Raw genomic sequence first — 21235 nt, forward strand, 5'->3', positions numbered from 1 at the left:
TGAGCCCGCCACACTCGAGCCCGCCAACAACCGAGGAGTTTGCACTATGACGTACCCCAACGAAGCGGAACTGCTTGCGAAGGTCCCCGGCAAGCTGTTCATCGGCGGCGAATGGATCGACGGTGCGGACGAGCCCTTCGCGGTCAACGACCCGTCGACCGGCACGGCGCTGAAGCACATCGCCAACGCGAACCCGGAGCAGGGCATCCAGGCGCTCGACGCGGCTGTCGCCGCTCAAGAGGACTTCGCGCGCATGGCCCCGCGTGAGCGCGGCGAGATCCTCCGCCGCGCCTTCGACATCCTGCAGGAGCGCCGCGACGAGATGGCGCTCATCATGACGCTCGAGATGGGCAAGCCCCTCGCCGAGGCGCAGGGCGAGGTCACCTACGGTGGCGAGTTCCTGCGCTGGTTCAGCGAGGAAGCCGTGCGCGTGCACGGCCGCTACGGCACGCAGCCGGAGGGCACGGGGCGCATGATCGTCTCGAAGCACCCCGTCGGCCCCGCATTCCTCATCACGCCGTGGAACTTCCCGCTCGCGATGGCGACGCGCAAGATCGCGCCGGCGATCGCCGCTGGCTGCACCTCGGTCGTGAAGCCCGCATCTCTCACGCCCCTCACCACGCTCTACTTCGTGAAGATCCTCGAAGAGGCCGGCCTGCCCAAGGGTGTTGTGAACGTCATCACGACCCGCAGCACCGCGGCCGTCTCGTCGCCGATCATCGCCGACCCGCGCCTCCGCAAGATCTCCTTCACCGGGTCGACCGGGGTCGGCCAGGGCCTCATGAAGGAAGCCACGAAGAACGTGCTGCGCACGTCGATGGAGCTCGGCGGCAACGCGCCGTTCGTCGTCTTCGAGGACGCCGACCTGGACAAGGCCGTCGAAGGCGTCATCGCGGCGAAGTTCCGCAACATCGGGCAGGCCTGCACGGCCGCGAACCGCATCCTCGTGCACACGGACGTCGCCGATGAGTTCGCGCGCCGCGTCACCGAGAAGGTGTCCTCGTTCAAGATCGGGCGCGGCACCGAGGAGGGCGTCGTCATCGGCCCGCTCGTCGAGGACAAGGCCGTCGACAAGGTCGCGTCGCTCGTCGACTCGGCCGTGGCCGCGGGTGCCGAGCTGCTCCACGGCGGCAAGCGCGTCGAGGGCGACGGGTCGTTCTACGAGCCGACCGTGCTCAACCGCACGCCGTCCTCCAGCGAGATCTTCCGTGAGGAGATCTTCGGACCCGTCCTCTCGATCACGACGTTCGCCGACGAGGAAGAGGCCATCCGCCTCGCCAACGACACCGAGTACGGCCTCGTCTCCTACGTGTTCACGGAAGACCTGAAGCGCGGCCAGCGGCTCATCGACCGCATCGAGACGGGCATGATGGGCCTCAACATCGGTGTGCTGTCCAACGCGGCGGCCCCGTTCGGCGGCGTCAAGATGTCCGGCATCGGCCGCGAGGGCGGTTTCGAGGGCATCGAGGAGTACCTGTACACGAAGTACACGCTCACCCCGAACCCCTACGCGTAGGCTCTCGCGCCTCCCGCATCCACCGATCCCGCCGCCGGCCTCGCGCCGACGGCGGGATCGCTGTCTCGGCGCCGCGTCGGCCAGGGCAGGCTCAGCGTTGTGGGAGAACGCTCCTGCCACCCCGCAGAGCGACACCTCGCCACAACTCTGTCCGGTACCGCGGCTGGTCGGGGATTGACCGCCGAGGTTCTCCACAGCCCGTGAGCGCACTCGTCTCGGCGCCCGGATCCCTCATAGCCTCGAGCGGTGGATGCAGGTGACAGGAGCGGCGCGAGCAGAGCCAGCCGACGACGCGACGACGCTGGGCGCGCATCGGGACGCGAGCCGCGCATCCCCTTGCCGAGCGAGCTTCGGTACTCCGCGTTCAGCGTCGCCGACGCTCGTACCGCGGGCGTCTCCCGCGGACGCCTGAGGAACCGGGCTGAGGGAAGGCCCTTCCACGGTGTGCGCGTTCCAGAGGTCCCGCACGATCCGAGAGGGATCGGTCGCCTGCTCGGCCACCACGGTTCCCGCGATGAGTTCGAGGTGCTGGCCGAGCGGATGCGGGACCTCGACCGCAGCTACCTGCCGATCATGTCCGCCGTTCAAGCGTTCGGCGGTGTCTCAGCGGCACGTCTCTACGGCCTCCCGCTGCCGCTCCGTCTGCTTCGGGACCCGACGGTGCATGTCATCGTGCCGAAGGGGCGAAATCCGCCGCGGGCGAGGGGCGTCTCGGCGCGATCCGTTCCGGCGAGGTTCTGGAGTGTCCATCCATTGCGCGGCGCGCCTGCGAGCGGCCACGGGTCTGCTTCGGGATGGCGTCGAGTCGCCGTGGGAGACGGTGACACGTCTTGTGCTCGTGGAGTGCGGGTATCCCGAGCCTGCGGTGAACTTCCAGCTCGTGTCGGGGGAGCGCAGGATCGCTCGCCTCGATCTCGCCGATCTGCGCGCACGCATCGCGTACGAGTACGACGGGGACGGCCATCGGAAGGACAAGCGCCAGTGGTGTCTCGACGTCACACGCAGTCGGGAGATCCAGGGTGAGCGCTGGAGTCACGTCCGACTCACGGTGGCCGATCTGGAGCCGGCCACCGGTTTGGAGACCTTCACGTCCTACGCGCATCGACTCCGGGCGGAGCGGCTTGGTGAATGCGCGGGCGGGCATCAGCGTTGTGGCAAAGCGTCGTCAGCGTTCGGCGGAGCTGCACATGCCCACAACTCTGCGGTCAGCGGGCCCGGGCGCAGCAGTGGGAGCGGGTGCGGGTGCGGGCCTCACGGGGCGGGCTGGCAGCTGGGGCACCAGGCGGCGACGCGCTCTCTGCCCTGCAGGCCGCGGCGGATGCGCGTGCCGCAGCGCAGGCACGGCTTGCCGTACCTGCCGTAGACATACGTGCGCTTCCCTGGGCGCAGATCGCCGGTCGTCGTCCGCTCAACTCGGTCTCGGTTCGCGACGATGAGCTTGTGTCCGAGCTCGACGAGCCGGTCGAGGTCGCCCGCCCCGGAGACGGGGGTGTGCGGGTGCAGACCGCGCAGGAACAGCAGCTCGGTCACGTACACGTTCCCGAGGCCCGCGAGGTTTCGCTGCTCGAGGAGTGCGCCGGCCAGTTCCGCGTGTGGTTCGCGGCGCAGATTCGCCACGGCGAGGCCCGGATCCCAGTTGTCGCCGAGCAGGTCGGGGCCGAGGTGGCCAACCGCGTTCTCCTCGTCGTCTCGCGCGAGCATCTCGACAACCGGCAGCTCGAAGCCGACAGCGGTCCCGGCGGCGGTGCCTAGGACGACTCTCGCGAGGTAGTCCGGGCGGGGCCACTTCGCGCCGAGCTGCACAAGCTGCCAGCTGCCGTCCATACCGAGGTGGGTGTGCAGGGTGTGCTCGCCGATGCGCGTCAGCAGGTGCTTGCCTCGCGGCACGACCCCGTCGACGGTGAGGCCGCTGAGGTCGAGCGCCGCGTACTTCGGAACCCGCAGCTCGAAGCGGGTCAGCTCGCGCCCCGCGAGGGCGCGGTTCAGGCGGGTCGCCGCGCGGTAGACGGTGTCACCTTCGGGCATCACGCACCTCGATGCCGAGGTGCGCCGCGAGGTGGGGAGCAAGCGCCTCGAGCTGCGAGGGCGTCACCGTGACGCCGCGGAGGCCTTCGAGGCCCGTGATGGTTGAGAACTCGAGGCCGCGCAGGTCGACGTGCTCGAGGCGTGCGCCCGTGACGTCGAGGATGCCGGTGCGGCTCTCCGTGAACGCGACGCGCTTCGCCGTGGCGCCGCCCAGGTCGATCTCGTCGAACGCGCAGTCCGCGAACCGCACGTCGGTGAGGGTGGCCCCTCGCAGATTGACGTAGCCGAGACGATCGTCGCGGAACTCGACATTCTGGAGGTCGCTCTCGTGGAGGTCGGCCGAGCCGAGTCGCGAGGCCGTCCACGAGACGGAGCGGAACGACTGGCGCTGTCCCTCGACGACGGGCACTTCGACGCGCTCCAGCACGCACTCGCTCACCCGGCCCGAGTGGAGCAGGAGCCTGCGGGCGGTGAGCCCCTCGATGCGGCACTCGGAGAAGGTCACGCCGGCGGCGTCGATCTCCTCACCCTGCACGTCGACGAAGTGCTGCAGCTCGTGGACCCGCGCTGTCGCGAAGTCCACGGCACGCGCCTCGTCGAGTTCCGGCAGGAACGGTGCCTCGATTCTCGCCTCGGTGCCGCCGGTCCTGTTGCCTCGTCGTCCGCGTGCTGCTGCCAATTCGTTTCCTCTCATCGTTGGTGTGTTCAGTTCCCGCGCATCCGCAGGCCGCGGGTGGTGAGCGAGAACCCGCCTTCCTGCAGCATGCTCGCGAGGGGCGTCTCGAGCACGAAGGTGCCGTCGACGCGTTCGATCACGAGGTTCGGGATGCGCGCCCGCCGGATCGTCTCGGCGAGCGACCTCGCCGCCGCCCGAAGCACCTCGTCGGAGTCGGTGAAGGTGAGGAGCGTCTTGCCACCGCGCTCGACGTACAGTGCGAGCTCACCGTCGACCATCGTGACGAGCCCACCGGCCTTCCTGCCTGGCCGGTGCTTGGTCTGCGACTCCTCGGCGTCGGGCCACGCGAGGGCGGCGCCGTATGGGTTCGCTGGATCGGTGGCGGCGAGCGTCAGCGTCTCGAACCGCTTCTCCGCGTCGAGCTCGTGCGTGAAACCGCGCAGGCGGTCGACGGCGCCAACGGTCGAGAACTGGGCGGCGCCGAGCTTCTCGATGAAGTAGCCTCGCCTGGCCTTGCCAGACTCCTCGAAGCGCGCCAGGACGCGGTACACGAGCGCAAAACCGCCGAGGATCTCCTCCGCCATGACGCTGCCCCGGGTCACGATGCCGTAGCGGTCGAGCAGCAGGTCCCCGATGGCGAGGCCGCGCTCGGTCGCATCGCTGACTCCGTTCAGCCCGAGCGTCCAGCGTCCGCTCGTGTGGGGCTGCGATGGGGCGGGGCGCTGCGATGCGAAGGCGGATGCGGTGGGGCTGCCGGCGGAGTCGCTGGGTGCCATGGCGACACGGCCGCGGTAGAGCCTGCCGCGGGCGGCGCGGCTCGGGGCGCGGTGCGCCGAGGTGCTCGCCGCCCCCGGCCCGCCAGAGAGCAGCGCGCGCAGGGGTGCAAGCGTGTCGTTGGTCACGCGCCCCTGCCAGACGAGCGCCCAGAGCGCGTCGGAGAGCTCGCGGTCGCTGACTGACTCGGGTTCGAGCATCAGGCGCACGTGCCTCGACAGCTGGGGGAAGAAGCCGGGGCCGGAGCCGGCGAGCGCGTCGAGGAGGTGCCTGCCGCGCGCATCCGGCTCGCCCTCTGGCTGGTCGGGAAGCGTAAGGTGCGCAGTGTCGGCGAGGTGCAGGCTGATCCAGCCGTCACTCGAGCCGATCGCGCCGTGCCCGCGCCATAGGACCTCGCCCGCGGTCGTGAGCTCGTCGAGCATGCTCGGGTGGTAGTCGCGAACCCTGGCGGGCAGGATGAGCGTCTCGAGCGCCGATGCGGGGACGGGCACGCCCGCGAGCTGGTCGATGACGGTGATGAGGCCGTCGATGCCGCGCAGGTCGCCGCCGACGTGCTGCCAGGCGGGAAGGAACCTGGCGAACGCGGAGTGGTCGACCGGCTCGATCTCGCTGCGGAGCGCGGCGAGGGAGCGGGCGCGGAGTCGCTTGAGCACGGTCTCGTCGACCCACTCGGAGCCCTCGCGGTCTGGGCGGAACTCGCCCTCGACGACGCGGCGCGCCAGCTCGAGACGGGTGAGGGCCTCGCGCACGACGGCTTGCCCGGTGCCGTAGCGCTCCGCGACCTCGGCGACGGAGAATGGCCCGTGCGAGCGCGCGTAGCGGGAGACGAGGTCGCCGACCGGGTCGTCGACCGGGTCGATGAAGGCGACGGGAACGCCGATCGGCAGCGCTACCCCGAGCGCGTCGCGGAGCCTGCTGGCGTCCTCGATCGCGGCGATGCGCTCGACGCCGGCGATGCGCACGCGCAGGGCGCGCTTGGCGCTGACGAGCTCAGCCGCGTACTGCTCCGCGACCTCAATGCTCGCGCCGGGGCGCGCCTCGGCGGCCGCCTCGCGCTCCGCCCTGTCTCCGTCTCGCTCGTGCCCGCCGTCCGGCTCCTCGACATCGTCGGTGCCTTGGGCATCGTCGCCGAGCAGACGCTCGGCGATCTCCTCGACGCTGATCGGTCCGAGCACGCGCAGCAGGTCGGCGACGCCTTCAGCATCGCGGGCCCGCCTGTCCGGTGCCGTGCGCTGCAGCTCTGCCTCGAGTCTGGCGATGACGTTCGCGTCGAGGAGCTCGCGCAGCTCGACGCGGCCGAGCAGGTCGGCGAGGAGGCTCGTGTCAAGGGCCAGCGCGGCCGCGCGGCGCTCCGCGAGCGGGCTGTCGCCCTCGTACATGAACGCGCCGACGTAGCCGAACAGCAGCGTTCGCGCGAACGGAGAGGCCTGCTCGGTCGTGACGTCGACGAGGCGTACCTCGCGCCCGGCGATGCGCTTGGCGAGGTCGACGAGCGCATCGAGGTCGTAGACGTCGTGCAGGACCTCTCGCACGGCTTCGAGGATGATCGGGAACGTCGGGTACTGCTTGGCGACGTCGAGCAGCTGCGCCGCCTTCTGTCGCTGCTGCCACAGCGGGGAGCGCTTGCCGGGGTTGAGGCGCGGAAGCAGCAGCGCTCGGGCCGCGGCCTCGCGGAAGCGCGAGGCGAAGAGCGCGGAGCCGCCCACCTCGCGTGCCACGATCTGCTCGATCTCGTCGGCTTCGAGTGCGAACAGCTCGGCCCCGGGCGGTTCGGCGTCGCCTTCGGGGATGCGAACGATGATGCCGTCATCGCTCGCGACGACTCCGCCGTCGAGTCCGTACTGGTCGCGGATGCGCGCGGCGACGATGAGCCCCCAGGGCGAGTGCACGGGGGAGCCGTACGGAGAGTGCAGGATGATGCGCCAGTCGCCGAGCTCGTCCCGAGTGCGTTCGACGATGAGCGTGTGGTCGCTCGGCACCTGCCCCGTCGCGTCCTGCTGCTCGCGGACGTAGGCGACGGCGTTCTGCACGGCGTTGTCGTCCATGAGCGTGGAGAGCGCCTCCGGCACGCGCCCCTTGGCGGCGATCTCGCGGGTGATGGCGCCGATGGCCTGACCGAGCTCGGAGGGGCGTCCGAGGGCGTCCCCGGTCCAGAACGGCAGGCGCCCCGGCTGGCCGTAGGCGGGGGTCACGAGGACACGGTCGAACGTGATCTCGGCGATGCGCCAGCTCGTCGCGCCGAGGGCGAAGATGTCGCCGACGCGTGATTCGTAGACCATCTCCTCGTCGAGCTCGCCGACGCGCCTCGGCCCGCGTTGCGCGTCGGCGTCCTCGGATCCCGCGAGGAAGACGCCGAAGAGCCCTCGATCCGGGATGGTGCCGCCGGAGGTGACCGCCAGCCGGGCGGCACCGGGTCGGCCGGTGAGGCGCCCGAGGTCGCGGTCCCACACGAGGCGGGGCCGCAGCTCGGAGAACTGGTCGGACGGGTACTTGCCGGAGAGGAGGTCGAGCGTCGCCTCGAACAGGGGGCGGGACAGCGACGCGAACGGGGCCGAACGGCGGACGAGGTCGAACCACTCCTCGACGTCGAGGTCCTCGATGGCGGCGGCCGCGATGGTCTGCTGGGCGAGCACGTCGAGCGGGTTGGCGAGCACCCGCATCCGCTCGATCTGCCCCGTCACCATGCGGGAGGCGAGCACGGAGGAGTGCAGCACGTCAGCTCGGTGCTTGGGGAAGATCGTGCCCTCCGAGGTCTCTCCGACCTGGTGCCCGGCGCGGCCGACCCGTTGGAGGCCGCTCGCGACCGATGGCGGCGACTCGACCTGCACGACGAGGTCGACGTCGCCCATGTCGATGCCGAGCTCAAGGCTCGAGGTCGCGACGACGCAGCGCAGCGTGCCGCTCTTGAGCGCGTTCTCGACCTCGGCGCGAGACTCCTTCGAGACGGAGCCGTGGTGGGCGCGCGCAAACGACAGCGGGGCGCCGGCGGACTGGCCTGCCTGTCCCATCGACACGGCCGGCGGGCGCTTCGGGTCGGGTTTCGGCTTCGCGCTGTGATCGCCGGAGGACCAGCGCACGCCGGGCGCCGCGGCACCGTACGGATCGCTCTCGTGGGCGGCCTCGATCGACGGGGCGTCGACCGCCGCGCGCTCCTCCGCGATCTCGTTGAGCCGCGCCGTGAGACGCTCGGCGAGTCGCCGAGAGTTGACGAACACGATCGTGGAGCGGTGCGACTCGACGAGGTCGGCGATGGACTCTTCGATGTGCGGCCACACCGAGCCGCTCTCTTCTGCGTCGCCCTTCGGATCCCGCAGGGTCCCCGCGGCGGCGCCCGCTTCGAAGTCAGCGAACGGGTCGGCGTCGTCGACGGCACCGGACGCGTCGGCCGCGGTCGGGGTGGCGGCCCCCGCCCGTGTCATGCCGATGTCGCTCAGGTCTTCGACCGGGACGCGCACCTCCAGCTTGAAGGTCTTTGTGCTCGGGGGCGCCACCACCTTGACGGGAGCGTTGCCTGCGAGGAAACGCGACATCTCGTCGAGCGGGCGGACGGTCGCCGAGAGTCCGATTCGCTGCGCCGGCTTGTCGAGGAGGGCATCGAGCCGCTCGAGCGTCAGCGCCATGTGGGCACCGCGCTTGCTCGAGGCGACGGCGTGCACCTCGTCGATGATGATGGTGGTCACGCCGGTGAGCGTCTTCCGCGCCTGAGAGGTGAGCATGAGGTAGAGCGACTCTGGCGTCGTGATGAGGATGTCGGGAGGGTTGCGCAGCTGCTGCCTGCGCTCGGCGGGGCTCGTGTCGCCGGAGCGCACGCCGACGCGGATGTCGGGAGCGACGGCCCCGAGCCGCCTCGCCGTCTGCGTGATGCCGACGAGCGGCGAGTGCAGGTTGCGTTCGACGTCGACGCCGAGGGCCTTGAGGGGCGACAGGTACACGACTCGGGTGCGACGCTCGGCGTTCGGCTCCGAGCTCTGCGCCCCGCGCTCGGCGGCCAGCTGGTCGATCGCCCAGAGGAACGCGCTGAGCGTCTTGCCCGAACCAGTCGGTGCCACGACAAGCGTGTGATGCCCGTCGGCGATCTCGCGCCAGGATGCGTCCTGCACGGCAGTGGGGCCGACGAAGGCGCCTTGGAACCACTCCCGCGTGGCGGGTGAGAACGCATCCAGCGCGGTCGATTTCGGCATGGGGACTACAGAACCACACACCACCGACATCAGCCTCCAGGAGGACGGGATCAACCCCGCGGAGGACGATCATTCAGCCGTGATGGGCGAAGCTGGACGCACCACATTCTGAAGGAGTGATCTCACATGAAGCGTCTTGTCCGCCCCCGCCGGGGCCGCATGATCGCCGGTGTCTGCGCGGGTATCGCGCAGCGTTTCGGCTGGTCGCCGTTCGTCGTCCGCCTGCTCACCGTCCTGTCGGTCCTCATCCCGGGCCCGCAGGTCATCATCTACCTGGCGCTCTGGCTGCTCATCCCGAACGACTAGCGAGAACGGCCTGAGACGAGAGCTACTCGAGCACCCGCTCGAGGAACGCCGCCATGAGCGGCAGCTCCGTCTCGGACACGGCGTGACCGAGGCCCGCCTCGACGTACTTCTGGACGTCGGCGTGGGCCTCGAGCCATGCCGCCGTGTGCTCGACGGCGAGAGCGGGGATGACGGTGTCGGCGTCGCCGCGCCCCCAGAAGACGGGCGGACGCGTCTGGGCGAGCTCGGCATCCCCCGGCAGCGTGCCGACGGCGACGAGCCCGGAGATGAGGAGTGCTCCGGCGAACGAGCCCGGTCGCTGACGGAGCGCCTGCATGGCGACGATGCTGCCCTGCGAGTAGCCGAGCAGGGCGATCGGCGCGCCTGAGGTGAAGACGCCGAGCCCGTCGAGCAGCTCGAGCAGCGCTGATGCCGCGTCGTTCGCACCGCGCTCGAGGCTCAGCTGCGCGTCGGCATCCACGGCGACTTCCCCGGTCATCGGGTCGGCGAAGCGCAACGGGAACCATTCGCGCCCGCCCTCCGGCTGGATGTGCGGGGCAGGCACCGAGACGTAGCGGTAGCCCTGCGGCAGCTGGCCGGTGAGGCTCAGGATGTCGGTGCCGTCCGCGCCGTATCCGTGCAGGCCCACGACCAGAGGAACCCTGCTCGTGGCCGCCGTCTCGGCGTCGCCGCCGCGCCAGAGGAGTGTCGTGGGGTCGATACCTGTGGATGCAGTGCTCACCCGGGAAACATACATGGTCCACAATGGGGTCATGACGGTGCGCACTCCTGATCCTGAGTCCGGCTGGATGAACGACGACGAGCTCGCGCTCGTCAGGCGTCGCGTGCCGATGCTGTATGTCGAGGCCATCCCGGTGCGTGTCGACGCCGCGGGGAAGGTCGAGCATCTCGGTGTGCTGCTGCGCGCGGACAACCAGGGCGTCATGACGCGCTCGTTCGTGTCGGGGCGCGTGCAGTACGGCGAGTCGATCCGGGATGCGCTGCTGCGGCACCTGGAGAAGGACCTCGGCACGATGGCGTTCCCTGCGCTGCCGCAGGCGCTCGCGCCGTTCACGGTCGCCGAGTTCTCGCCGATGCCCGGCTCCGGTCTGTTCGATTCGCGGCATCACGCGGTCGCGCTCGAGTTCATCGTGCCCGTCGCGGGGGAGTGCAACCCGCGCCAGGATGCGCTCGAGATCACGTGGCTGACGCCGCAGCAGGCACTCGACCCCGATCTCCTCGAGGAGCTCGAGGGCGGACGCGGCCAGGTGCTGCGGACTGCTATCGGTCACCTCGGCCTCTGGCCCTAGCCTCAACCCCTGCCGGGCGTCGTTCCCATGGCCATCCGCTACTGGCTCGTCGTGCAGCCCTTCGATCGTGCCCTCGCGATGGTCGAGGGCGGCTTCGTGCAGGCCCCGTGGGGTGCGCTCGAGGGGGTCGCGCAGATGGGGGTCTCCGACGGCGTCGTCATCTACTGCCCGCGGGAGGTCAACCCTGACGGCGAGCCCATGCGCAGCGTGGTGCAGGCCGGGTACGTGCTCGACGAAGAGCCGTACCGTGCCGGCGGTCGGGGCTCGTCGCCGTGGCGCCGAGAGGTGCAGTGGATGCGCGAGGCGCGCCCCGCGCCCATCCGCCCGCTTCGGGAACTCCTCGACCTGACGCGCAACGACAAGTACTGGGGTGAGCGACTGCGTGCTGGCTGGCTGGAGCTGTCTCGCCGCGATTTCGAGATCTTTGAGGATGCCGTCCGGCGCCCGTCTCCTGAGCCGAGTGCGTTGGGGATGGGCCTCATCCGCGAGACGGGCCTCGCGCAGTCGGCGGAGCGGCCCGGGCGTGGGGAGCCGGATTCGGGCGAGGATCCGTACTCGATCAGGTTCTGATCGAGCAATTTCAGCCCATGTGACACATTATTGAGTGTGCGTGATGAGCACCGCTGAGGTGTGCTTACGCTTCCGACCAGAGTGAGCTCGATGAACGGGGTGCCCATGATCGACGCGTTGGACTTCAGGCCGGCGGCGCAGCAGTCGAACCTACGAGCCACGATCGAGGACTCGGTTGCCGCGGCCATCGTGTCCGGCGGGCTGGCGGCTGGAACCCTCGTCTCCGTGCCTGCGCTCGCGGCCCGGTTCGAGGTGTCGGCGACGCCCGTGCGCGAGGCGATGCTGAACCTCGAGAAGCTCGGCTTCGTCGAACCCGTCCGCAACAAGGGCTTCCGCGTCACGCACGTCTCGGTGGAGGAGCTGCGGCAGATCGTCGAGGTCAGGCAGATGCTCGAGGTGCCTGTCGTCCGGGAGCTCGCTGCCGATTTCCCTGTCGCGCCTCGGACTGAGCTGCGCGACCTCGCGACGCGGATCGACGCCGCCTCGGCTGCGGGTGACCTGCCCCTGTATCTCGCCGTCGACATCGAGTTCCACGAGCGGCTGCTCAGTCTGTCCGGCAACGATCGGCTCGTGTCGATCGTCACAGCGCTGCGGCGGCAGACGAGGCTCACGGGCCTCACGGAGATGCTCGGGTCCGAGGAGCTCGCCGCTTCGGCGCGCGAGCATGCGGACCTCCTCGTGCTGCTCGAGGCTGGCAAGGCGGATGAGGCTGCCGAGCTCATGCACCGCCACATCGGCCACGTCGTCGGCTGGTGGGCTGGCCTACCCGAGGAGGCTTAGCAAGCCCTGCACCTAGTGAAACACTTTGTAACAACTGTGTTTCAAGGGTGTCGAAGGGTCTACTGCGAGCGTCCGCCGAACAGTAATGTGTGACATCCCATCACCGGAGATGGTCCGGCGATTCTGACGTCTGTTCGGAAGGAACTCACCATGACTGCACGTCGTTCCACCAGCCCTCGGGGTGCTGGCCTCTGGAAGCGGGTGCTCCTCCCAGGAGCCCTCCTCGCAACTGCCGCACTGGCTCTGACCGGATGCTCCGGAGGTGTCGCCGGAGGCGGTGACACCGCCTCCGAGGATGGACCGATCAAGCTCGGACTCGCGGCCCCCTTCTCGGGATCCGAATCCGCCTTCGGCCCGTACATGGAGAACGGCGCGAAGATGGCGATCGATGAGCTCAACGAAGCCGGCGGCGTCCTCGGCCGCCAGCTCGAGCTCGTCACCGCCGACGACGCCTGCGACGCGACCAGCGCGACCGCCGCGGCGAACAAGCTCGTCACCGACGGCGTCGTCGCCTCCGTGGGCGGCTACTGCTCGGGCGCGACGCTCCCGACGCTCCCGATCTTCAACACGGCGGAGATCCCCATGGTGATCCCGGCCGCCAACTCGAACCAGCTCGTCGCGGCCGGCCTCGACAACGTGTTCCTCATCAACGGCACCGGCACGCAGCAGGCCCAGGCCATGCTCAAGTACGCCGAGAAGCAGGGTGTCAAGACGCTCGCGCTCGTCGATGACAACACCGACTACTCGACGGACCTCGCGAAGTCCGCCTCCGAGCAGGCCAAGGAGCTCGGCATCGAGGTCGTCCTCGAGGAGTCCGTCAATGCGGGCGAATCCGACTACGCGGCCAACGTCAACAAGGTCGTCTCGGCGAACCCGGACATGATGTACTGGACCGGCTACTACCAGGAGGGTGGCCTGATCACGCAGCAGCTGCGTGCCGCTGGCTACACCGGCAAGATCATGGTCGCCGACGGCTCGGTCGACGCGAAGTTCGCTGAGATCGCGGGCAGCTCGTCCGAGGGTGTGCTCGGCACGTTCACGCAGACCCCCGACATGCTCGAGGGTGCAACCGAGTGGATCGACGCCTACACGGAGAAGTTCGGCGCGGCTCCCGGCCCGTACTCGACGCAGAGCTACGACGCCGTCCGCGTCGTCGCCCAGGCGATCGAGGATGCAGGAAGCACTGATGGACCCGCGGTCATCGAGGCGCTCAACGCGCTCGACGGCTTCGACATCTTCTCCGGCCCCCTCACCTTCACGGAAGAGGGAACGTTGACCGAGGGTGGATTCGCCATCGTCACCGTCGGACCCGACGGCACCTTCATCCTCGAGGATGACCTGAAGAGCTAGTCAGCCACGGCGGGTGGGGAGGGAACTCCCCGCCCGCTTCTGCAGTCAGGAACCACTGTGATTCAACTCATCATCGACGGGCTCTTCGTCGGATCCTTCTACGCGCTCGTCGCGCTCGGGTACAGCATGGTGTACGGCATCATCAAGCTGCTCAACTTCGCGCACGGCGACGTCTACATGGTCGGCGCGTTCGCCGGCCTCACGATCTTCTCAGCCTTCTCCGGCCTCGCCGGGGGCGGCATCCTCTCGATCCTGCTCGTCATGCTGCTCGCGATGATCTTCACCGGCATCCTCGGCGTGACGATCGAGCGGGTGGCCTACCGCCCGCTGCGCTCGAGCCCCAGACTCGCCGTGCTCATCACCGCGGTCGGCATGTCGTTCATCCTCGAGTACGGCGTGCGCCAGATCTTCGGGCCGGACCCCAAGGTGTACCCGACGCGTCTCGAGGGCGAGACGCTCGACCTGCTCGGCGGCCGCATCACGATGCCGCAGATCGTCATGATGCTCGTCGCGGCCGCCCTCATGTTCGGCCTCAACACCTACATCATGCGCTCCCGCGACGGGCGGGCCATGCGCGCCATCGCGCTCGACCCCACGGCAGCCCAGCTCATGGGCGTCAACGTCAACAAGGTCATCTCGCGCACGTTCTTCATCGGCTCCGCGCTCGCGGGCGCCGCCGGGGTCATGGCTGGCGCCTACTACGGCACCATCGACTTCCTCGCCGGCTTCGTCATCGGGTTGAAGGCGTTCACGGCCGCCGTCATCGGCGGCATCGGAAACCTCTACGGCGCCATGCTCGGGGGCCTCGTGCTCGGCTTGCTCGAAGCGTTCGGCACCCACTGGCTCGGCGGGGAGTGGCGTGACGTGTTCTCGTTCGCGTGCCTGATCCTCTTCCTGTCCTTCAGACCAACCGGCATCCTCGGTGCCCGCGTCGTGGAACGGATGTGACCCCATGACCGACATCAGACTCCAGGCGCCTGCGCCCACCGTCGAGCGGCCGACACCGCGCACCGGCATCCGGAACCCGAAGACCTTCATGAACCTCGTGGGGCTCGTGCTGTTCCTCTTCGCGTTCCTGCTGCCGTTCATCAACGCGACGCCGTACGTCATCTCCATCGGCACCTCGGCGATGATCTACATCATGCTCGCGATGGGCCTCAACATCGTCGTCGGCTACGCGGGCCTCCTCGACCTCGGCTACTACGCCTTCTTCGCGGTCGGCGCGTACACGGCCGGCGTGCTCAACACGCTGCTGGACATGCCGCTCATCGCGACGATCCCGTTCGTCATCGTGGCGTGCATCCTCGCCGGGCTCATCATCGGCGGGCCGACGCTGCGCCTGCGCAGCGACTACCTCGCGATCGTCACGCTCGGCTTCGGCGAGATCATCCGACTCACGGCCAACAACCTCGAGGTCACGGGCGGTCCATCCGGCATCTCCGGCATCGACACGTTCGAGTTCTTCGGCTGGTCGTTCGCCGACGGACTCACGATCGGCGGTATCGAGTTCAACGGCAAGATCCTCCTGTACTTCCTCTGCGTCATCATCGCGGGAGGTGCCGCGATCATTGCAGCCTCCCGGCTGGGCAAGGGGAAGATGGGGCGTGCCTGGCGCGCGATCAAGGACGACGAGGACGCAGCCGAGGCGATGGGCGTCAACACGTACACGACGAAGCTCGGCGCGTACGTGCTCGGCGCGGTGTTCGGCGGCCTCGCCGGCGTGCTCATGGCCGCCCACCAGACGGCCATCAGCCCGACGTCGTTCGTGTTCCTCAACTCGGCGCTGCTGCTCATGGCGGTCGTGCTGGGCGGCATGGGCTCCATCCCCGGCGTCATCGTCGGTGCCCTGCTCGTCTCGCTGCTGCCCGAGATCCTCCGCGACTTCTCCGACTGGCGCTTCCTCGTCTTCGGCGTGCTGCTGGTGGTCATGATGATCTTCCGGCCGCAGGGCATCTGGCCGGCGACGGCCATCCTGCCGTTCCTCAAGTCGCGCGCCAAGGGCGAGCCGCCGTCTCCCAAGGACGGGTTCTCGGCCCATGAGGCGCCGGACGCCAACATCGACCTCTCGAAGGAGCAGGCATGAGCCAGGGTTCGGGCACGGGTGAGGTCTACGGGACCGCGCCGATCGATGTGCCGAAGACGGAGTCGGTGACCGCGGTCGCCGAGGAGTTCAGGCGGGCGCACTCCGGGGAGCCGCTGCTGTCCGTCCGCGACCTGCGCCTGCAGTTCGGCGGAGTGAAGGCCGTCGACGGCACGTCGTTCGACGCGTACGCCGGCGAGATCATCTCGGTGATCGGCCCGAACGGCGCTGGCAAGACAAGCGCGTTCAACTGCATCACGGGGTTCTACCGGCCGACGTCGGGCACGATCACGTTCGACGGCGTCGACATCATGCGCAAGCAGCCGTCGACGATCACGCGCCTCGGGCTGAGCCGCACGTTCCAGAACGTGCGCATGTTCCGCGACATGTCCGTCATCGACAACGTGAAGACGGCGATGCATGCGCGCATCCGGCAGAACGTGTTCCAGACGATGCTGCACACGATCGGCTACAGGAAGATCGAGGCGCAGGCGCTCGAGGATGCGCGTGGCTGGCTCGACTTCGTCGGCTACTCGCTGGACGACGACCTGCTCGCGTCGCAGCTGCCCTATGGCGAGCAGCGGCGTGTGGAGATCGCCCGCGCGCTGGCCACGCAGCCCAAGCTGCTGCTGCTCGACGAGCCCGCGGCCGGCCTCAATCACAACGAGAAGCAGGAGCTGATCTCGCTCATCCGCAAGATCAGGGACCTGGGGGTCGGCATCGTGCTCATCGAGCACGACATGGGGCTCGTGATGGAGATCTCGGAGCGCGTGATCGTGCTCAACTTCGGCCGTGAAATCGCGGATGGCCTGCCGGAGGACGTCAAGAACGACCCGAGGGTCATCGAGGCGTATCTGGGGGTCGAGGATCCGGAGGACGAGGTCGCGGAGGAGGTCGGCGAGGAGCAGCTCGACGCTCCTGAACGGCCACGCACGCTCCGCGACCGGATCGACGAAGAGGACATCGCGGAGCAGGGCTCTGCGGAGGAGGAACGGTCATGAGCGCTGAACTCGAGGTGAAGGACGTCGACCTCTTCTACGGGCGCGTGCAGGCGCTGCGGGGGCTGTCGATCGAGGTGAACGAGGGCGAGGTCGTCTCGCTGCTCGGCAACAACGGTGCGGGCAAGACGAGCACGCTCACGATGCTCTCTGGTCTGGCCAGGGCGAAGAGCGGCACGATCACCTGGCGCGGCAAGGACATCTCGAGCGCCAAGCCGTGGGACCTCGTGCGCGACGGGCTCATCCACGTGCCTGAGGGGCGCCGCATCTTCTCGACCATGTCGGTGCACGAGAACCTGCTGCTCGGCGGGTACCAGGTCAAGGACCCGAAGGTCGTGGCCGATCGTGTCGAGGAGTGCTACGAGCTCATGCCGCGCCTGCTCGAGCGGCGCACGCAGCAGGGCGGAACCCTGTCGGGTGGTGAGCAGCAGATGGTCGCCATTGCGCGCGCGTACGTCGGCGGACCGAAGCTCATGCTGCTCGACGAGCCGTCGATGGGACTGGCGCCGCTTGTCGTGAAGCAGGTGATGGAGCTGATCGGGCGCATCAACGAGCGTGGCGCCACGGTGCTGCTTGTCGAGCAGAACGCGCGTGCGGCGTTGAAGGTCGCGCACCGCGCGTACGTCATCGAGCACGGGCACGTGACGCTCTCCGGCCTCGCGTCCGACCTCGCGAAGGACAAGGCGGTCATCGAGGCCTACTTGGGCTGACCGCCACCTGGCCCGTCCCGCGCGAGGGGCGGGCCAGGCTTGCGAGGGCAACTGGTGTGTGACATATTACTGACGGGAGGTGCGGGATGAGCAGCTACGACGTCGTCGTGATCGGTGGCGGCATCATCGGCGCGGCGTGCGCGGCTGAGCTCGCCAGCCGAGGTCGCCGGGTGGCGCTCGTCGAGCGCGGGCGAGTCGCGAGCGGCACCAGCGCGCACTGCGAGGGCAATCTGCTCGTCTCGGACAAGGGCCCCGGGGCGGAGCTCGAGCTCTCCAAGCTCGCGAATGCGGCCTGGTCCAGGCTTGCGAACACCTTCCGCGACGAGCTCGGCGACGACTTCCCCGACATCGAGTTCGAGGCCAAGGGCGGCCTCGTCGTCGCGACGACCGACGGGGGAGCGTCCGCGCTCCTCGATTTCGCGACCACGCAGCGCGAGGCGGACATCGCTGCCGAGCCGGTCACGCTCGCAGAGGCGCGTCGACTCGAGCCGTGGCTCACCGATCGGATGACCGCAGCCGTCTGGTATCCGGGGGACAGCCAGGTGCAGCCGACCATCGCGACCGAGGCGCTCGTGGCCCTCGCGCGCCTGCGCGGGGCGAGCATCCTGGAGCACCACGAGGTGACGGGAGCCCTCCGCGACGGCGGCAGGCTCGTGGGCGTGCGGACGACCGCGGGGGATGTGCGCGGCAACGACGTCGTCGTCGCGGCGGGTCCCTGGTCGGGTGACGTGTCGGCCGTTCTCGGCATGCCGTTGCCGGTGCGCCCACGTCGAGGAGTTGTGCTGGTCACTGCGAAGATGCCGCAGCGGGTGTTCCACAAGGTGTACGACGCCGACTACGTCGGTGCCGTCGGTTCCGGTGACGTCGCCCTCATGACCTCGAGCGTCGTCGAGTCGACGCCAGGTGGCACGGTGCTCATCGGTTCGAGTCGCGAGCAGGTCGGCTTCGACGACGCGTTCCGCGCCAACGTGCTGAGCGAGCTCGCGAGGAAGGCCATGTCGATCTTCCCGTTCCTCGCCGAGACGGCGATCATCCGCAGCTACTCGGGGTTCCGCCCGTACATGCCCGACCATCTGCCGCTCATCGGCGCCGATCCACGCCTCCCGGGCCTGTGGCACGCGACGGGCCACGAGGGGGCCGGCATCGGCCTCTCGTTGCCGACGGCCACGCTCATCGGCGACCTCATGGATGGGAAGCCGACGCAGATCGACGCCGCCCACTTCGCTCCGTCTCGACAAGCCCTCGCCGCAGAGTTGGAGGCCGTCGCATGAGCGAACGTCCAGTCCAGGGCGATGGGGTCGAGAGGCCCATCCGCATCACGGTCGACGGCGAGCCCGTCGAGGGCATCGCGGGGCAGAGCATCGCGGGTGTCCTCCTCGGCTCCGGCCGCGTCGCCTGGCGCGAGACGGCGGTCGCGGGCAGGCCCCGCGGACTGTTCTGCGGCATCGGCGTGTGCTTCGACTGCCTCGTCACCGTCGACGGGGTTCCGGATGTGCGCGCCTGTCAGCGACGCGCGTGCGACGGGGACGAGGTGAGCTCCCAATGACCTCGACGCAGCGAGAACGGCGCCACGTCGCCGTCGTCGGCGGGGGACCGGCCGGTCTCGCGGCCGCAGTGGCCGCGGCGGAGCACGGCGCACGCGTGACGCTCGTCGAGTCGAGTCGTGAGCTCGGTGGCCAGTACTGGCGACACCTGCCGGACGAGCGCGACGGCCACGGTCAGGCAGCGATGCACCACGGCTGGTCGACGTACCAGGACCTCGAGCGTCGAGTCCGCTCGAACCCCGACATCGCCGTGCTCGCCGAGACGAGCGTGTGGGCGGTGGATGCGCCGACTGCGGCCGGTCGGGGCCCCGACCTCGGCATCCCGACGCTGCAGCTCCTCACCGGCCCGGCCGACGCGGCGACGCGCGTACCGTCGACGCTCAGGCCGGACGCCATCGTCATCGCGACCGGGGCGCACGACCGCACGCTCCCCTTCCCGGGTTGGGATCTGCCCGGCGTCTTCACTGGCGGGGCTGCCCAGGCCTTCGCGAAGAGCGAGCGCATCGCGGTCGGCGGCAACGTCGTCGTCGCGGGTGCCGGCCCGTTCCTCCTGCCCGTCGCTGCGTCCCTCGCGCAGGTGGGTTCGCGCGTCATCGAGGTCGTCGAAGCCAACCGCATCCCGCGTCTCGCCTCTGGCTGGCTGCCCAAGCCGTGGCAGCTGGCCGGCGCGCCGGGCAAGGTGAGCGAGCTCTTCGGCTACGTGGCAGGTCAGCTGCGTCACCGCATCCCGTACCGCGTCGGCGAGGCCGTCGTGGAGGCGCACGGCGACGGCCGAGTCGAGCGCGTGACGATCGCCAGCGTCGACGCCCAGTGGCGGCCGATCCCCGGCAGTGAGCGGCAGGTGGCCTGCGACGCCGTGTGCGTCACGCACGGGTTCACGCCCCGCCTCGAGGTCGCCATCGCGGCCGGATGCGCGCTGAGCGACGACAGGTTCGTGGTCATCGACGAGTCCTGCGCGACGAGCGCGGCAGGCGTCTACGCGGCCGGGGAGGTGACCGGCATCGGGGGCGTCGACCTCTCGCTTGCCGAGGGACGCGTCGCGGGGCACTGCGCCGCCGGCGGCGCCGCTCGAGCCCCGCAGGTCAGCGACGCGCAGCGCAAGCGCGCCGTCTTCGGCGCGTTCGCCGCCCGCATCGATGCCGCCCACGGGGTGCGGCCAGGCTGGCAGGACTGGCTTCGCGACGACACGATCGTGTGCCGCTGCGAGGAAGTCACCGCAGGCCAGCTCCGCGGCAAGGCGGCCGCCACCGGCTCACGCAGCCTGCGCTCCCAGAAGCTCGCCACCCGCGCGGGCCTCGGCATCTGCCAGGCGCGCATCTGCGGCCGCAGCGCCGAGGAGCTGCTGCAGGCGGCGACCGGTTCGACCGGCGAACTCGACGAGGGCATCGTCGACCGCCGCCCCATCCAGACCCCCATCCGGCTCGCAGAGCTGGCAGGCATCTCAGAAGAGCAGCACCCCCTGACAGGAAGGCAAGACCCATGACCGAAACAGCTTCCACGCACCTCGACCTCGGCGGCGTCGTCGTCGCGACGGCCCTCCCCTACAAGGAGGACGCCTCGGCGCCCGCCGGTCTCGCCGTCGACTACGACGCCTACGCCGAGCACTGCAACTGGCTCATCGAGAACGGCTGCCGGGGTGTTGGGCCCAACGGCTCGCTCGGCGAGTACTCATCCCTCACTGACGAGGAGCGCCGCAAGGTCGTGCAGGTGGCTGTCGAGACCGTCGGCGACCGCGGCATCGTCGTCGCGGGCGTGCACGGGCCCGGGTGGCACCAGGCGCAGCACTGGACGCAGCTCGCGAAGGAAGACGGAGCCCACGGTGTGCTCTGCCTCCCGCCGACGATGTACCGCTCGGCGGACGCCGACGTCGTCGAGCACTTCGCGAAGGTCGCCGAGGTCGGGCTCCCCGTCATGATCTACAACAACCCGCTCGACACGAAGGTCGACATCACGCCGCGTCTCGTCGCCGAGATCGCGAAGATCGACGGCATCGTCGCCGTCAAGGAGTTCTCTGGCGACGTGCGACGCGCCTTCGAGATCCAGGAGGCCTGCGAGGCCGCCGGCTCGAGCATCGACGTCATCGCCGGCAGCGACGACGTGCTCTTCGAGCTCATGATCGACGGCGCGACGGGCTGGTTCGCGGGCTACCCCAACGTGTTCCCCGCGGAGGCGGTCGCGATCTACGACCACATGGCCGCTGGCCGCTACGTCGAGGCACGAGAGATCTACAAGAGCCTCATCGCGGCGTTCCGCTGGGACTCGCGCCCGGAGTTCGTGCAGGCCATCAAGCTCGGGATGGACATGGTCGGCCGCAACGGCGGGCCCTGCCGTCCGCCGCGCGCCGCGCTCACGCCCGCGATGGAGGCGCAGGTGCGCGCCGACACGCAGCGCGCCCTCGACGCGCTCGTCGCCCTCCAGTAGGGTCGCACCTTCCAC

The 21235-nt window shown here is 69.6% G+C and carries 18 protein-coding genes; 14 read left to right on the forward strand and 4 right to left on the reverse strand.

What is annotated here, in order from left to right; translation table 11 throughout:
- The first annotated feature begins 46 nt into the window (after positions 1-46).
- Positions 47-1516 (forward strand): NAD-dependent succinate-semialdehyde dehydrogenase, encoded by a 1470-nt coding sequence (locus ACQFZP_RS16190; protein WP_211892052.1) that lies wholly within the window; start codon positions 47-49, stop codon positions 1514-1516.
- A 1251-nt stretch (positions 1517-2767) separates the two neighbouring features.
- Here the strand turns inward: ACQFZP_RS16190 and ACQFZP_RS16195 are convergent.
- Genes ACQFZP_RS16195 through ACQFZP_RS16205 form a run of 3 tightly spaced genes read right to left on the reverse strand, consistent with a single transcriptional unit; the run spans position 2768 to position 9172 of the window.
- Positions 2768-3541 carry an Fpg/Nei family DNA glycosylase gene (locus ACQFZP_RS16195; RefSeq protein WP_211892053.1) on the reverse strand — a complete coding sequence of 258 codons (774 nt, stop codon included), beginning with the start codon at positions 3539-3541 and terminating at the stop codon, positions 2768-2770.
- Positions 3528-4220, reverse strand: coding sequence for a pentapeptide repeat-containing protein (locus ACQFZP_RS16200; RefSeq protein WP_211892054.1), 693 nt, complete (start codon positions 4218-4220; stop codon positions 3528-3530). The genes ACQFZP_RS16195 and ACQFZP_RS16200 overlap by 14 nt, the downstream gene beginning before the upstream one ends.
- A gap of 26 nt (positions 4221-4246) precedes the next feature.
- Positions 4247-9172 (reverse strand): Lhr family ATP-dependent helicase, encoded by a 4926-nt coding sequence (locus ACQFZP_RS16205; protein ID WP_211892055.1) that lies wholly within the window; start codon positions 9170-9172, stop codon positions 4247-4249.
- Positions 9173-9298: 126 nt separating this feature from the next.
- Between ACQFZP_RS16205 and ACQFZP_RS16210 the strand changes: the two genes are divergently transcribed.
- Positions 9299-9478, forward strand: coding sequence for a PspC domain-containing protein (locus ACQFZP_RS16210; RefSeq protein ID WP_104254080.1), 180 nt, complete (start codon positions 9299-9301; stop codon positions 9476-9478).
- Positions 9479-9500: 22 nt separating this feature from the next.
- On the opposite strand, the gene ACQFZP_RS16215 is transcribed toward ACQFZP_RS16210, so the two are convergent.
- The gene (locus ACQFZP_RS16215; protein ID WP_179556209.1) at positions 9501-10199 is read right to left on the reverse strand and encodes an alpha/beta hydrolase; all 699 of its coding nucleotides are present in this window, start codon (positions 10197-10199) and stop codon (positions 9501-9503) included.
- A 31-nt stretch (positions 10200-10230) separates the two neighbouring features.
- Here ACQFZP_RS16215 and ACQFZP_RS16220 point away from each other — a divergent pair, with 31 nt between their 5' ends.
- The 12 genes from ACQFZP_RS16220 (at position 10231) to ACQFZP_RS16275 (ending at position 21220) form a co-directional block, all read left to right on the forward strand.
- Positions 10231-10767: a DUF4916 domain-containing protein gene (locus ACQFZP_RS16220; protein WP_211892056.1), complete on the forward strand. Its 537-nt coding sequence runs from the start codon at positions 10231-10233 to the stop codon at positions 10765-10767.
- Positions 10768-10794: 27 nt separating this feature from the next.
- Positions 10795-11337 (forward strand): EVE domain-containing protein, encoded by a 543-nt coding sequence (locus tag ACQFZP_RS16225; protein ID WP_211892057.1) that lies wholly within the window; start codon positions 10795-10797, stop codon positions 11335-11337.
- Positions 11338-11427: 90 nt separating this feature from the next.
- Entirely contained in the window at positions 11428-12117 is a 690-nt protein-coding gene (locus ACQFZP_RS16230; RefSeq protein ID WP_249312664.1) for a GntR family transcriptional regulator, read from the forward strand.
- A gap of 150 nt (positions 12118-12267) precedes the next feature.
- A complete protein-coding gene (locus tag ACQFZP_RS16235; RefSeq protein WP_179556212.1) occupies positions 12268-13467 on the forward strand; it encodes a branched-chain amino acid ABC transporter substrate-binding protein in 1200 nt (399 codons plus the stop codon).
- A 57-nt stretch (positions 13468-13524) separates the two neighbouring features.
- On the forward strand, positions 13525-14415 hold the full coding sequence (locus ACQFZP_RS16240; RefSeq protein ID WP_068479389.1) for a branched-chain amino acid ABC transporter permease: 891 nt from the start codon (positions 13525-13527) through the stop codon (positions 14413-14415).
- Between the two features lie 4 nt (positions 14416-14419).
- On the forward strand, positions 14420-15550 hold the full coding sequence (locus ACQFZP_RS16245) for a branched-chain amino acid ABC transporter permease (protein ID WP_104312754.1): 1131 nt from the start codon (positions 14420-14422) through the stop codon (positions 15548-15550).
- Positions 15547-16548, forward strand: a complete 1002-nt coding sequence (locus ACQFZP_RS16250; protein WP_211892058.1) for an ABC transporter ATP-binding protein — start codon at positions 15547-15549, stop codon at positions 16546-16548. Before ACQFZP_RS16245 ends, ACQFZP_RS16250 begins: the two co-directional genes overlap by 4 nt.
- The gene (locus ACQFZP_RS16255; protein WP_104312752.1) at positions 16545-17255 is read left to right on the forward strand and encodes an ABC transporter ATP-binding protein; all 711 of its coding nucleotides are present in this window, start codon (positions 16545-16547) and stop codon (positions 17253-17255) included. The genes ACQFZP_RS16250 and ACQFZP_RS16255 overlap by 4 nt, the downstream gene beginning before the upstream one ends.
- 86 nt (positions 17256-17341) lie before the next feature.
- Entirely contained in the window at positions 17342-18526 is a 1185-nt protein-coding gene (locus ACQFZP_RS16260) for an NAD(P)/FAD-dependent oxidoreductase (RefSeq protein ID WP_211892059.1), read from the forward strand.
- Entirely contained in the window at positions 18523-18801 is a 279-nt protein-coding gene (locus ACQFZP_RS16265) for a (2Fe-2S)-binding protein (protein ID WP_211892060.1), read from the forward strand. Before ACQFZP_RS16260 ends, ACQFZP_RS16265 begins: the two co-directional genes overlap by 4 nt.
- Positions 18798-20282, forward strand: a complete 1485-nt coding sequence (locus ACQFZP_RS16270) for an NAD(P)/FAD-dependent oxidoreductase (protein ID WP_211892061.1) — start codon at positions 18798-18800, stop codon at positions 20280-20282. The genes ACQFZP_RS16265 and ACQFZP_RS16270 overlap by 4 nt, the downstream gene beginning before the upstream one ends.
- Entirely contained in the window at positions 20279-21220 is a 942-nt protein-coding gene (locus tag ACQFZP_RS16275; RefSeq protein ID WP_211892062.1) for a dihydrodipicolinate synthase family protein, read from the forward strand. Before ACQFZP_RS16270 ends, ACQFZP_RS16275 begins: the two co-directional genes overlap by 4 nt.
- The last annotated feature ends 15 nt before the right edge of the window (positions 21221-21235 follow it).

It is taken from the genome of Pseudoclavibacter sp. Marseille-Q434 (assembly GCF_050315415.1).
In the GTDB taxonomy this organism is placed as follows: Bacteria; Actinomycetota; Actinomycetes; order Actinomycetales; family Microbacteriaceae; genus Pseudoclavibacter.

What these genes read in the sequence shown, in the direction of transcription:
- ACQFZP_RS16225 (WP_211892057.1), top strand. Translation starts at nt 10,795, where the DNA reads ATGGCCATCCGCTACTGGCTCGTCGTGCAGCCCTTCGATCGTGCCCTC.
- ACQFZP_RS16220 (WP_211892056.1), top strand. Translation starts at nt 10,231, where the DNA reads ATGACGGTGCGCACTCCTGATCCTGAGTCCGGCTGGATGAACGACGAC.
- ACQFZP_RS16205 (WP_211892055.1), bottom strand. Translation starts at nt 9,172, where the DNA reads ATGCCGAAATCGACCGCGCTGGATGCGTTCTCACCCGCCACGCGGGAG.
- ACQFZP_RS16190 (WP_211892052.1), top strand. Translation starts at nt 47, where the DNA reads ATGACGTACCCCAACGAAGCGGAACTGCTTGCGAAGGTCCCCGGCAAG.
- ACQFZP_RS16235 (WP_179556212.1), top strand. Translation starts at nt 12,268, where the DNA reads ATGACTGCACGTCGTTCCACCAGCCCTCGGGGTGCTGGCCTCTGGAAG.
- ACQFZP_RS16195 (WP_211892053.1), bottom strand. Translation starts at nt 3,541, where the DNA reads ATGCCCGAAGGTGACACCGTCTACCGCGCGGCGACCCGCCTGAACCGC.
- ACQFZP_RS16230 (WP_249312664.1), top strand. Translation starts at nt 11,428, where the DNA reads ATGAACGGGGTGCCCATGATCGACGCGTTGGACTTCAGGCCGGCGGCG.
- ACQFZP_RS16210 (WP_104254080.1), top strand. Translation starts at nt 9,299, where the DNA reads ATGAAGCGTCTTGTCCGCCCCCGCCGGGGCCGCATGATCGCCGGTGTC.
- ACQFZP_RS16245 (WP_104312754.1), top strand. Translation starts at nt 14,420, where the DNA reads ATGACCGACATCAGACTCCAGGCGCCTGCGCCCACCGTCGAGCGGCCG.
- ACQFZP_RS16250 (WP_211892058.1), top strand. Translation starts at nt 15,547, where the DNA reads ATGAGCCAGGGTTCGGGCACGGGTGAGGTCTACGGGACCGCGCCGATC.
- ACQFZP_RS16260 (WP_211892059.1), top strand. Translation starts at nt 17,342, where the DNA reads ATGAGCAGCTACGACGTCGTCGTGATCGGTGGCGGCATCATCGGCGCG.
- ACQFZP_RS16275 (WP_211892062.1), top strand. Translation starts at nt 20,279, where the DNA reads ATGACCGAAACAGCTTCCACGCACCTCGACCTCGGCGGCGTCGTCGTC.
- ACQFZP_RS16270 (WP_211892061.1), top strand. Translation starts at nt 18,798, where the DNA reads ATGACCTCGACGCAGCGAGAACGGCGCCACGTCGCCGTCGTCGGCGGG.
- ACQFZP_RS16255 (WP_104312752.1), top strand. Translation starts at nt 16,545, where the DNA reads ATGAGCGCTGAACTCGAGGTGAAGGACGTCGACCTCTTCTACGGGCGC.
- ACQFZP_RS16265 (WP_211892060.1), top strand. Translation starts at nt 18,523, where the DNA reads ATGAGCGAACGTCCAGTCCAGGGCGATGGGGTCGAGAGGCCCATCCGC.